7 protein-coding genes are annotated in these 13,004 nt (G+C 35.7%); 1 reads left to right on the top strand and 6 read right to left on the bottom strand.

Going from position 1 to position 13,004, the window contains the following annotated elements; translation table 11 throughout:
- Positions 1–22: 22 nt before the first annotated feature.
- Genes ABWU23_RS00980 through ABWU23_RS00960 form a run of 5 tightly spaced genes read right to left on the bottom strand, consistent with a single transcriptional unit; the run spans position 23 to position 10,702 of the window.
- Complete coding sequence (locus ABWU23_RS00980) at positions 23–3,016, bottom strand: type IV secretion system protein (protein ID WP_353270647.1); 2,994 nt, start codon at positions 3,014–3,016, stop codon at positions 23–25.
- Positions 3,013–5,412, bottom strand: coding sequence for a type IV secretion system protein (locus ABWU23_RS00975; RefSeq protein WP_353270646.1), 2,400 nt, complete (start codon positions 5,410–5,412; stop codon positions 3,013–3,015). Before ABWU23_RS00975 ends, ABWU23_RS00980 begins: the two co-directional genes overlap by 4 nt.
- A 33-nt stretch (positions 5,413–5,445) precedes the next feature.
- The gene (locus ABWU23_RS00970; protein ID WP_353270645.1) at positions 5,446–7,998 is read right to left on the bottom strand and encodes a type IV secretion system protein; all 2,553 of its coding nucleotides are present in this window, start codon (positions 7,996–7,998) and stop codon (positions 5,446–5,448) included.
- Positions 7,991–10,396 carry a VirB4 family type IV secretion/conjugal transfer ATPase gene (locus ABWU23_RS00965; RefSeq protein WP_353270644.1) on the bottom strand — a complete coding sequence of 802 codons (2,406 nt, stop codon included), beginning with the start codon at positions 10,394–10,396 and terminating at the stop codon, positions 7,991–7,993. The genes ABWU23_RS00970 and ABWU23_RS00965 overlap by 8 nt, the downstream gene beginning before the upstream one ends.
- A gap of 9 nt (positions 10,397–10,405) precedes the next feature.
- The gene (locus tag ABWU23_RS00960) at positions 10,406–10,702 is read right to left on the bottom strand and encodes a type IV secretion system protein VirB3 (RefSeq protein WP_253307377.1); all 297 of its coding nucleotides are present in this window, start codon (positions 10,700–10,702) and stop codon (positions 10,406–10,408) included.
- Between the two features lie 131 nt (positions 10,703–10,833).
- On the opposite strand from ABWU23_RS00960, the gene ABWU23_RS00955 reads away from it, so the two are divergent.
- On the top strand, positions 10,834–12,369 hold the full coding sequence (locus ABWU23_RS00955) for a lysine--tRNA ligase (protein ID WP_353270643.1): 1,536 nt from the start codon (positions 10,834–10,836) through the stop codon (positions 12,367–12,369).
- 33 nt (positions 12,370–12,402) lie between these two features.
- Here ABWU23_RS00955 and ABWU23_RS00950 read toward each other — a convergent pair whose 3' ends face one another.
- Positions 12,403–12,999 (bottom strand): RDD family protein, encoded by a 597-nt coding sequence (locus tag ABWU23_RS00950; protein ID WP_253309168.1) that lies wholly within the window; start codon positions 12,997–12,999, stop codon positions 12,403–12,405.
- Positions 13,000–13,004 lie beyond the last annotated feature (5 nt).

Below are 13,004 nucleotides of genomic sequence, written 5' to 3'. Positions count from 1 at the left end.
ACTCCATAACATCATTCATATCTTACTTCTCTCCATTTCCTTCCTTGTTTTTAGCTTTATCACTAGGATCACTTCTTATTGTTTCATCAGGATTTTTTTGCTGACCTGATTGTTTTGGTGCTTCAGGTTTAGAGCTCCCCCTCTCCTTTTTATCAGGACCTTCTTGCTTACCTGATTGTTCTGGTATTTCAGATTTAGGGCTCATGGAATTATCCTTCACGCCAACTTCCGTCCGATCTTTACCCACTTGTTGCCTAATGTTCTGTATCATACCTTGGGTGTTATTATCAAGGCCAACAGTTGACAGTATAGCTTGTGATGCGCTTGTGGCAACTTGACGAACACTGCCAGCAACTCCCCAACCAGAGCTGAATAGTGCTTGTGCCATAGTTTCTGATATAGTAACAAAAGCTTCCATTGCATTAGCAATAATTAAGTACATAAATGCTTGGATCAGATCTATGGGCAACGCTGCAAAGTGCCCACCAGCCCTTTCTCCGGTACTGAGTGCAACATCAACATTAGTGCCAGGACTGTATCCAAGAGGCAGTATTGATTTCATCAAGCACAGATCATACGATAAGAAATTTACGCTAATTAAACATTGATAGCATGCAGAAAAATTTGTGAGATTGTATAGAACTGAATACATCAACTGATTTAAAAGAGATAAAGATGAAAATAAAATAACTGGTTGTACTGCAACGTGAGCCAGCGTTTTTATCCAGTTATCAAACAAGGGTTTAGTCTGTTGAAATAAAATAAACACGATAAACAAAGGTGTTAATGACAGTAAAAACGCTACTAGAACAGTAGATATTACATATTTAAACGTAGCGCTAATAATGCATTTTAAAAACGCAAAAGTAGCGTAGAGTATTGCCAAAAATGCAATAAAGCCAAAAGGACCAGAGAGCATCAACGATAAAAACTTTAACCAAGTTTCTGCTGTGAATAATATTCCTGCTGTCAAGTCTAAGAATGCAAATTTTCTCCCCCCTTCCCCTATATAGCCAGAAAAGCTATCAACTAAATAAGTGCTACCATCTATAAAAAGTCTGGATAAAGTTGTACCAAAAAGTTCCCAGCTTCTATCGCTAAAGGCAAAAGCTATAAATGCTATCTTGAACATTCTTACAATGAAATCAAATTTACTTAGCTGTATTGTTCCAAGCATATAGCCAACGACAGTAAATATAACGTATAGAGTAAGCAAAGCTCTTACTCCTTGAAGAAGACCTCTTGCATATCCTTTGTATGAATCTTTAACGCTGTCACCAATTACTTCTTTTTTCATAAAACCAAATATCTTGTTTATATTTGATGAAATAAAATCATTAATTTTTCTTTTGACAAATAAAGTTACACTATACTTATTGTTTTCGTAATATTTGCCATTTTTGTCCGTAATGTCATCTCTCTCTACGTTGCTTACATCAATACCAAAATATATCTTCTTAGATTCTTCGTTCTGAAAGTGTTTTCCGCTTATTACATCTAATATAGTGTACTCATCTTTTCCGTCTACTCTTTCTCTCACTCCTACCACTTTGAAATCATTAGTTCCCGCACCATGCAAATCTTTAGGTGGCTCATCACCCAAATACACATACAGTTTTTCGCCATTAATATATTCACATGATCTAGTCACTTTAACATGGTACCCACCCCTATTAGCTCCATAATGATCATAATCTGCAATGGCAAGCATCACACTGCTACCAGGTGTTACACTTCCTATTGGATAGTCATGATTTAATTTCAGAGAAAAATCTCCAAATTCATCTTTAATTTGTGAACACACATTATCCCCTTTTGCACCCCTTTCCTTTGGAAGACATTGAATACCTTTAGCAGTATCTTGATCACCAAGATCACCAATTTTTGCAACAAGAGCCTCAGCCCATGAGATATCTTCTTCAGTGTTTGATGTAAAATCAACGTTAATCTGCATGGGACCCCCTTTATTTTCTTCTATCCTCTTAAGCTTATCTTCAACTCCTTTAAGGTGAGAATACATGTCACATTTATTTCCTTTATCATATTTGCTATACCTTATAGAAGAGACACAGTTCCGTTCTTTGTCTTTATATGTATAATTCCATATACCCTTCTCGGTATAGCACACGTTCTGATAGTAACAATTAAGCTCATAAGAGCTGTACTTTTTCACCTCGTTAGAATCGCAGTTTTTTCCATCACATAATTCGTTCAATCCTATTTTAGCGCGGCGTAAATCGAGTAGCGAGCCATATATCCATGGTTCGTTGTCTTGAATATAACCTTTATTAAAATGTACCTTATTATCATATGGGGTGTAACCATTGCCAACTAGCACTTTGCTTTCCTTTGCTTTTGTTTTATCAAGAGGTAAAAATTGTATTTCATTTTTTGTACCATCTTTACCATCACAAAAAAACTCTCCCCCCTGATGTACTTCACTCACTGTAGCTTTCTTATATACAGTTTCCTTACGGTCATTTTCTACAGCTTTATAACAATTATCATCAAAATTGATGCCTTTCCCTTCTGGATTGTCATAATCAATTGTTATTTTTCTGGGAACTAAGCTAAAGCTTAACCTGTCACCAGGACTTACTTTTATTCCAGTGTCTACATAACGTCTATTGCTGCCAAATTCTTTACCGCCGCACAATTCGTTTTCATTTACGCCATAATTATTAGGCACATCGTTAATATTTGCAGCTTTACTATAATTTGGTTCTGAGCCATCAGCACAAAAGCTAGCTGGCACAAGTACTTTCCTTGGATTTTTGTCTTCTTTAAAAGGGCAAAAATTTACTGATCCATCGAGGGTGAATTTGATTTCCTCACCCTTGCTAATTATCTGACCAGAATCAACCCAATGAATTTTAACTCCTTCATCTGCTTTATGAACTGGAACATCCACATTAACGCTGGTGTTTCTGCTCTGCAACCCAGGCTCAACACACTCCATAGTACAACCAGTGATTGCAAGACACAGTATCAATAATAGTGATCTTTTACTTATCATTGCTGTCTTCCTGGTTGTGGTATCTGAGGCGTTGACCTTTGAGTCCCTTGTGGTATTTGAGGTCTTGACGCACCTGACTGTTGAAAAGTACCTCCTCCTCTTCTTTGAACGCTTTGTTCATCTAACCCTACTGTTCCCATTAAGCTTTGTTGATATTCTTTTCCAGGTTCGTTTTGCACATAAGCACCAAACAACGAGTCAGATATTGCCGAAGAAGCTTTAACTAAAGCTTTCATAGCGTGTCCCAAAATAACAAAAGCCATCATAGTGGTAATATTAGGTGTATATTTGGAAGCATAACCATAGAAGATACAAGGGTTAAAAATCTTTAGGTTAATACTAAGTATACACGTAGAGCAGACTTCAAAATCAAATACTGAATATATGATATAATCCATAACCTGACTTATCAGTGATATAAAAATTAAAAGCACTACTGGATGAATCGCAAATCTTGCTAAATTTTTAACCCAGTTGTGAAACATCTGCCTAGTATACGCAAATAAAAGACAAATAATAAAAATAGGTGCTAAAGAAAGCAATAACGCAACTATTGCTATAGATGTAATAAAAGAAAATAAGGCATTAAAAATAGATAAGCTCACTGTGATTAAACCCCAAATCACCAAGCAAAAAGATACAATGCCCAAAGGGCCAGAAAATATAAGAGATACTATTAACAATACTGAATGCGATGACAGAAATCTATTTAACGGCAAATCAAGAAACTCAAAAACATTTGAAGTAGTGCCTCTGAAATTTGCTATTTCTATTAACTGTTTTGGGGTGTTAATAAAAATAGAAAATGCATTGTTATAAAAAAAATTCCAACTGTTGTCCTGCAGCAGCTGGGTAATAACTCCTATCTTTACGCATATAATTAGAAACTCATATATAGAAATATGAGTTAATCCAAAAAAGTAGTAAAGGGTATATAAGATTATGTATAATACTAACAGCGATATTATCGTAGATCTAATGATATTTGTTTTGCTTGATTTTAGAAAACTTTCGTAAAGATGCTTTACAGGACTAGTATCAGAGTGAATCGCGTTGGAGTCTTTATAGCTGGAACCAAAAAATGCAGTTTTTACTTTTTCGTCAAAAAAATTATAGATTGCACTAAAAGTTCTTGTAGGTGGCTCTTTAGTTGTTAGGTTAATGCTAAACTGACCTTCATTTTTGTAATCGCAGCCATGGTCTCTTATTCCGTAATATATGGTGCCTGTTTTGTCTTTTAACTTTTCTTTTAAGCTTTCCATGTATTGAACGTCATGAACTTGGCTAATATCCACAGATATATCCGCTTGGTCTTCACCAGGCTTATGGTCAGGGAATTTATCAGAAACACGTATATATAAGTTATTTTTTAGGCTATGGTTCTTTGTTACTCTTATGTTGAAACCACCTTTGTCATTTCTATCGTAGCAGTGCTCGTCATTTCTACTACATAAACTAAAAGTTAAACTTGGTGTTCGATGGTATTTTTCTATCTTATAATCACAGTTAGTACATATGCCACCTGTTGGAATGTATTCAAAATCTTCACCATCCATGTGAATTTTCAAAAGTGTAATGCCAGTTTTTATCTGTTTTTCTTTTAGTATTTTACTAATAGCTTCAACATCAGACCGGGATATCTCACCTTCTACACTATTGTATTCAATATATGCGCAACCTTTGTTTCCGCTGCCGGAAGGAAATTTACATATACGTCCGCAGAGTAAATTCAAAATGCGCGTATCTATTTCGCTTGCGCTGCTATCTGAAAGGCTCCTACAGTCTATATTTTCTCCTTGTTTTATAGAATTGATGATATTTTTAATCTTTTTTTCATCTTGATCTAACTTCGAAAACCAGTACTCTTTTCCATTCAACCATTGCGCATCGCCTATTATATATTTATTAGGACATATTCCATCTTGAATACTACCTTGACATTCTTCTTGATTTAAAACATGTGCAAAATGTTCCGTTTCTTGCTCGCTACACTTTTCATCGATTTTCACATACCTGATTTTTGTCTCACTCTCTTTATCTTTACACACTTTACTTCCAATAACACTAAAGCTTATCGTATCGTCTTTTTTAAGTGCAAATGGTAATGTAACGTCATTTCTCCCAGGCCTAATTGCAAAATCTGCATACTGCTTAGGACAAAAATTAACCTTACTAGGCACTATATTAATCTCTGTTACGCTTCTTATCCCATCTGAGATGTAAACACCAGAATCAACCCACTTCTGCTCTGTTGACACTATATCTAGTTTTTCACGCAAACCTGATAAATTTTCTGGCTTAATACAGTGATCCTCCCCGCATCCAGACAATAAAAAAAGTACCACAAAACTTATGCATAGCTTACCCAAGTTTTGGTTACTTAAACGTTTAAGCATCTGTTACTTACCTTAACTAGCATCACCGCCACCTTAGTTAATCTTTTCGCTGGAACCTTTACCACTATCTCCACCTCCTCCACCAGCACCACCTCTTGCCTTCTTGACAGCCGCAGCAGCAGCTTGACCAACACCTCCAGCAGCGGCTTTGGCAGCAGATAAAGCTTTGCCCACCATTTGTCCAGGTGTACTACCAGAACCGAGTAATGCTCTATGGTTACCAGCAAGTTCAGCAGCCATGTTAGGAAGAATGTTTAAAAAGTGGTAAAAGAGGAATAACACTAGACACAACTTTAATAACTCTCCGATGAGAGAGCTGCCAAACTCCATGTATTTAAAGTAGAATAGACCAAGTATGTTGCTCTTTTTAAAGCTATAATTTTGCATCATACATGCAAGAGTAGTTTCATTTTTATCACATTCACCATCCTTCAATTTGAACCACTGTTTTTTCTTACTATCTGAGGTTTCTGCTTGTTTCTTTTCATATAGCTTATCCGATTCAAATTTCAAATTTTCAAAATATATTTTATCACATGCTATGAACATAAAGGACAAAAACGCAAAAAGGATAACCGGGTATAAGCTATAGGTAATCAACTCTTTCACCCAGCCGTCAAAATATCCTTTGGTGTGTTGGAATAAAACCATAGGAATAAACAAAGGTGATAGAATAACAATTACACTTAAAGCAACTAGAGATAAAATAAATACATAGCACAGCCACAAAATAACCATCATCATCAGAACGGCCATAAATATACAGACAAGAGCTACTAAAATTTGTCCACCAGCGAAAATAATACCAATCACCGAACCTGCAACTAACAAGACAGGAGCAGCACCAAGCAAGACTGCTAACGTTGCAACACCTCCAGTACCAATTTTGCCACCAATTCCATCTAAAGGGGCACCTAAATAAAATAAAATTCTACAATCAAGCCTATCCCAAGGTGCAAGATAACTGTAAGATACCTTCTTTCCTTCACGAGTATATTCATAATCTGTACCTGCTTTATAATTACATATGCCTTTACTTTCAGATGACGCTTTTAGCACTATCTCTGACAAACCATTTGAGAGACGAGTTAATTCTCCATAATAATGAGACATGGTACTGCCTGTTGTGAAGTAAATCACTAAAGCGAATTTAATAATCAACATGTACATTTCTTGTGGGCTGCGAACTCCACCAGACATAGCTTTTATAGAGAACAGTATTAAAGCTAAAACCAAAACAGCAGTTACAGTGTTTTTCAACCTCTTTTGTGCTACAGATAAGAAACTGCCCTTGTTATGTCCATCTTTATCTTTAAGTGGGCTGCCACTTGAATCAATACCTGCAACTAAATTATCTAACGATTCCTTAATGCATTGCACTATCATAGAAGTGATGGGAATAGGAGCTAATGATTTACTTCCTGCCTGATTATAGCAAGCTTTAGAGACATACGAGCTAAAACAGCCAGCATTATCATAACCTACAAAAATTTTCCCCCCTTGTCTGTTGAGTCCTTTTTCTTTAGATCTGATAATAGTTTTATAGTCATCATTATTACCAATAGAAACTTTTTCCTCTCCTGTACCATCTTTATTTTTGAATGTCATCATAGATTTTTCACACATAGGAGCAAGTGGGTCAGGTGGCAATTCCGTGCACCCCATATCAACCCCTTGCGGCCAAGGAGTCATTTCGATACCAAGCATGCTCACACTTCCCAGCTCCACACACAACCTGCCCATTTTTCTTACTGCTTTAAATGTTGACCCATGTATGGTTTCGCTTTGCCCAGCTTTAAGAACTTTACATTTCAGCTCACCATCGACCGTCGGGGACCATGACCCATCTACATATCCAGTATCTTTTTCCCTTACATCAAAGTCTATGTATCCAGGTTTTTCTCTGGAATCAAAGTCTTTCTTGTTAAAAAGATTACCAAAAGTTAAAGGATTTCGATGACATATTTCTATATATTCACTGTATTGCACACCGTTTTTTGGCCAGTAATAACTTTCTGTACTCTCCTGAACGTTAGAATTTAAGGCTTCTTTTTCTGCTCTTTTCCCGTCATAGTCTTTTTTGTTCACGTCTTCCCGAGCTTTATCTTGCAAACAAGAAAAATATTCATCTTCTGTTTGGTAATTTTTATTGGTGCAGCCACTATAACCTGTGTCTTCTTTAAAATTTTTGTATTTTCCATCATGATCACGTGCAACTGGGTGTTTAACAAAACTATGTTCACAAACAACAAGCCCCCCTATTGCTTTCCAGACTCCAACAATTGCAGCTATCATTCCAACAATAACAAGAGCGGTAAACAAACCAGCAGAAGAGACGATTAAGACAATGCCAGTAAATATTGCGCCAACAGCAATCGCTATTCCAGCAAGTGCTGCAGCTGTTTTAAACGCCCCACAATCAGGATTAGAGGCACGACTGAAGCTGCCAGTGGAATTCAATCTGCTAACAAATTCTGTCTTGTCAGTACCACTTACTCCATCTGCAAGCACTGGATATGAGAGTAAAAAGTCTATATTTAGTAAAAATATCGCAATTAATAGCAATGACAGCTTAGTCTTAAACATTTTTTACCTTCTGATAAAATATAGGCAACCATACTTTTGGGTTGTCCCCAACTTCATTTAATATATCGTGTAACAATAGAACACTTTCTGCACGCCCGGATAATACGTTGATTATATCATCTAAGTCTTTTAAGTCTATTCTAGCTACCACAGCATTAACTCCTTGTTTCACCAAAAAGAATCTAGTACTCGGATCTGTGTGCTTAATTAATATATATTCACGTTCAGTTAACATAAAAACATCCCGATAGACACTAGTAGCTTTCAGATTTGGTAAAAAAATCTGTGTCGCTGTTTGTTGTACAAGCGTATCGCTAATAGCACTTTTACTTGCATCCTCAACACTCTGAGTAGCAAAAATCACAAAAGCATTTAGTTTTCTCAGTACCTTCAACCAGTCTTTTATCTTGGGTGCAAAAACTGGATTATCTATTAATGCCCATGCCTCATCAAGAACGATAATAGATGGAGTGCCATCAAGAGATATACTAATCCTATGAAATAAATAAATCAATACTGGTCCAAGGGCAACAGGATCTTTGAGCAAGCTAGCCATCTCAAAACCAAATACTCTTGCTCGTGAAAAATCTAGCAAATCTTCTTTATTGTCAAATATTGCAGCATGAGAACCATTATCATGCCACATAGATATTGCCCCAGCTAGAGTATCAGGACCTGCAAGTCCTAAAAACGGTACAAGGTTTCTCAAGAACCTGTCTTCTTTTCTTAATTTAAAATTTCCTTCAATTGCATCATTAATTCGTGCAATATCTTCTGAAGTAAATTTATCATTATATACCGAAATTAAAGACTTTATCCACTCCATTAAAAATGTTCTATTATCAGAGGTGTCATCAAGTTGCAAAGGATTAAAATTTGTTTTAGTTCTTGGTTCTATTACAGTATAGATACCACCAAGTGCTCTTAAGAAAATCTCTGCACCGCGATCTTTGTCAAAAAAGAATATTCTTGGAGAAAATTTTATCGCTTGAGCACATAAGAAATTCATTAAAACAGTTTTACCAGCACCAGTTGGGCCAATTATCATAGTGTGTCCAACATCCCTTATATGAAAGTTGAAAAAAAATGGAGTACCAGATGTCGTGTCGAAAACTGTAACGGCATCTCCCCAGTGGTTATTGAATTTATTACCAGTAGGATAATTATGTTGAGATGCAAATCCAGCCAAATTAAGACTACTTATTGTAGCTTTTCTCACTATATAATCGAAATTACCAGGAATTTGCGCCCAAAATGCTGGTTCAAGGTTAACTCTCTCACGGACAGGGTAAACACCGCAATTAGAAAGCTCTGATTCTACCAACGACAGAGCGTTATCCAATGATTTAGGACTTTTTTCTATACATAAAATAGTCAGGTGATGTTGACCAAATGCAATCTTACCACTCATTGCGTCATCAAGCGCTTGAGAAATTTCTGCTATTTGAGAAATAGCTTTATCTGCAGACTGTATCATTCGATTTTGCTGTATCTGCATTTTTCCAATCGCCATTTGCCTGTTTATAAATTGAAAAGATTGCGTAATTATAAACTCGTAAGGAAGTTGTAAAAACGAATCAAGCATTCCTGCAGAAGTATGATTTCCATATTCTTTGATACTAACTACTCCAGCATATTTACTCTCATTATGAGTCACAACCTGTATCATCTTACGGCCAAAGAATAACCTATGTACTGGTAAGTATCTTGATATTTCAGTTCTTAGCGGAAAAAGCGTATTTGTAACGAAGCCACAATTTACGATTCTAGATAGAAACTCCATTATTTCGCAGAACAAACCATCTGGAGTTTCTTTTACTCCAAGAATTTTAGGCGAATAATTTCTAAGGCTTGTCACTACACGATTTGTCGTTTCCTCTAAATCTTCATACGTGGCACGCATATCACTTTCCCAAGCATGTTTTGAAGTTACATGTCCGAATTTTTTTAGTAGATATGACAAAAATTCTACTCCTTTTGTGTCTGCTCTACGGATAATCGTAATGTATAGGTCATTAATAAATGATTGCCTTGTTGCGTGTTTTTCTCTCCATTTTAGATTTACGTAATTAGCGAAAAAATTCGGCAAACCTTGACTTGCAAATTCATCAGAAAAAATATTTTTTTTACGTCTGATAGTATGAAAATACAAACTAAATGCCGGAGATGAAATGCTTCTGAGCATCTGATTCCTGATATTATTTTGTATTACTAAATCCTCGTCATCGGCGGTTTCAAATGCAAAGCCACTTAGTTTTATAACCTTCACCAACCAATTTTCTTTTGTCATCAAGGTTGTGCTATTCCAATAGCAAGAATAAGGAATAAATTCAGCAGCGTGAACTTCCCTGCTCAGAGTAGATTTACTCTTTGATTGAATAGCCCTAAACCTCAGCATCACACAACATTAAGCAATATCATAAGAATTGGCTCCATGATAAAAACGATTTAAACATTTCGAGCACTTTCCTAATTTTACCATAAATAATTCAATAAACAAAGGTTCTTTTGCAGAAGCTATATAGCCAAGTCCATGTATACCTGGTAACATTAAAAGAATCACTCTCAAATCATTTGAATTAATGAAAATTAGCAGGCAAATCAGGACGTTTAATATTGCAAACATATAACTCACACCAAAGAGCATTGCAGGTCTTGTAAGACCTTTAAATAATTGATCTGTTTGTATACTACCTGTGGACATATCTTTAACCTTCTAATAATAGCTCTAACACTAATACTATATCATTATATTAAAAATCCATATATTAAAAATCCATTGAAACTAGTAGCACTTTAAGTTAAGATACATTGATTAATAATTTAACCCAGATAATGACAAGTTGGCCATTTCAAGAAGCAGAAAAAATATTGCAAGAGTTTCCTAATAAAAAAGAAATAATATTTGAAACTGGTTATGGACCCTCTGGTTTACCCCACATAGGAACCTTTGGAGAGGTTTTCCGCACTACAGTTGTTGTAAATGCATTAAAAAAAATAGCTCCTGGTATAAAAACCAAAATCATTGCAGTTTCAGATGATATGGATGGTTTGCGAAAAATACCAGATAATGTGCTAAATCAAGAGATGCTAAGGGAGCACTTAAATAAACCATTGACTATGATACCCGATCCATTTGGCACTCATGAGAGTTATGGTCATCACATGAATTCGTTGTTGTGTAAATTTCTTGATTTGTTTGAATTTGAATACGAATTTAGGAGTGCAACAGAGTGTTATAAATCTGGCGTTTACGATGAAAAACTTTTACTCCTGCTGAAAAATTATGATAAAGTGATGGACGTAATGCTTCCATCATTTCGGGAAGAAAGGCAGCAGACTTACAGTCCATTCTTGCCGATATGCCCAAAAACTTCCCAAGTTTTACAAGTTCCAGTAATTGAAACAAATACAGATAAAGGAACAATCACGTATGAAGACCCAAACGGGGAAAAAATAGAAGTTCCAGTGACAAAAGGAAAATGTAAACTGCAATGGAAACCTGATTGGGGAATGAGGTGGGCCGCATTTGGAGTAAATTATGAAGCTCACGGAAAAGATTTAACTCCATCTGCTGTGCTTTCAAGTCAAATATGTGAAATACTTGGAGAAAAGCCACCACTTCTGTTTTGCTACGAGCTTTTCCTTGATAAAGAAGGAAAGAAAATATCAAAATCAAGAGGAAATGGCATTTCGATTGAAGAGTGGCTAACTTACGCACCAACGGAGAGTTTATCACTGTATATTTTTCAGAGTCCTAAAAAAGCTAAACGTTTATATTTTGATGTGATACCAAAATCAACCGATGAGTATCTAGAGTTTGTAAGGTGCTATAATGAGAGTAAAGAAAAAGATATAAATAATCCTGCATGGCATATTCATCAAGGTGAAGTTCCCAGTATAGAAACTTCAGGTATAAATTTTACGCTACTTTTAAACCTAGCGGCGGCTTGTAACGCTGAAAACAAAGAGATTCTCTGGGGTTTTATATCCACTTATGCACCAAGCGTCACACCAGAAAATAATAAAATGCTTGATAGACTTTCAGACTTTGCAGTAAAGTATTACCACGATTTTATCAAACCAACAAAATCATATAAAACTCCAAATGCAAAAGAGAAAGAAGCGTTACTAGATTTGAAGGACACTTTACATTCTCTATCTACAACTGTTACTGCTGAAGAAATTCAATCTCAGGTATTTTCTATTGGAAAAAAATATGATTATACCAACTTACGTGACTGGTTTCAGCTATTATATGAAACGTTACTTGGCCAAAAAACCGGTCCAAGAATGGGATCTTTCATAAAGCTTTATGGAATAGATAATACGATTTCTCTCATAGAAAGCGCTACTAAATGTATACTGTAGAGTTTACCTTCTTTCATTTGAGCTCTTTAGTTTTTAGTTCTGCCTTCTAAGGCTTTTACTCGTGACAACCACTGTGCCTGCGATCTTGTCGTGCCAAGTTTGACAGCGTTTGTTGAAATTTGACCATAAAAAGCCCAAGAATAATGGTGCAGCTGACAATATAAAGGAAAAAAATCTCTTTGTTGCTTGTCTTAGGGTCATCTTTTCGAAAGTTTGTGCATCCACAACTCTAAGCCCAAGTAATAGTTTTCCAGGTGTAGCAGCAAACCTTACCCACATATATGTTACATAGCAAAAGAGCATAATGCATTGGACTATTTGATTTAGGATTTGTAATTTTATAAGTCTACTCTGCGTTGTCTTTTCTTCTGCAGACAGTGGCGCTTGCATTTGGTATTTTGCAGCAATTTGACTTAATATTTTGCTATCCTCTGAGTTCATAAAGAGCTTATTTAAGGCTTGGCTGCAAAACTGCAAGAACAAAACGATAATAATCAAATCAAGCAATACTGATATATAGCGCCTAAGTCCTGTTACATAACATATCCCATTTTCATCTTTCTTTACCTTTTGAATAACATTTATAGAAGAAAAAATAGAAAATAAACGATTAAAAAATTTATGTAACATATATA

The sequence above is a fragment of the Wolbachia endosymbiont (group A) of Hedychridium roseum genome (genome assembly GCF_964028325.1).
In the GTDB taxonomy this organism is placed as follows: domain Bacteria; phylum Pseudomonadota; class Alphaproteobacteria; order Rickettsiales; family Anaplasmataceae; genus Wolbachia.
This window is presented reverse-complemented; position numbering and strand designations above follow the sequence as displayed.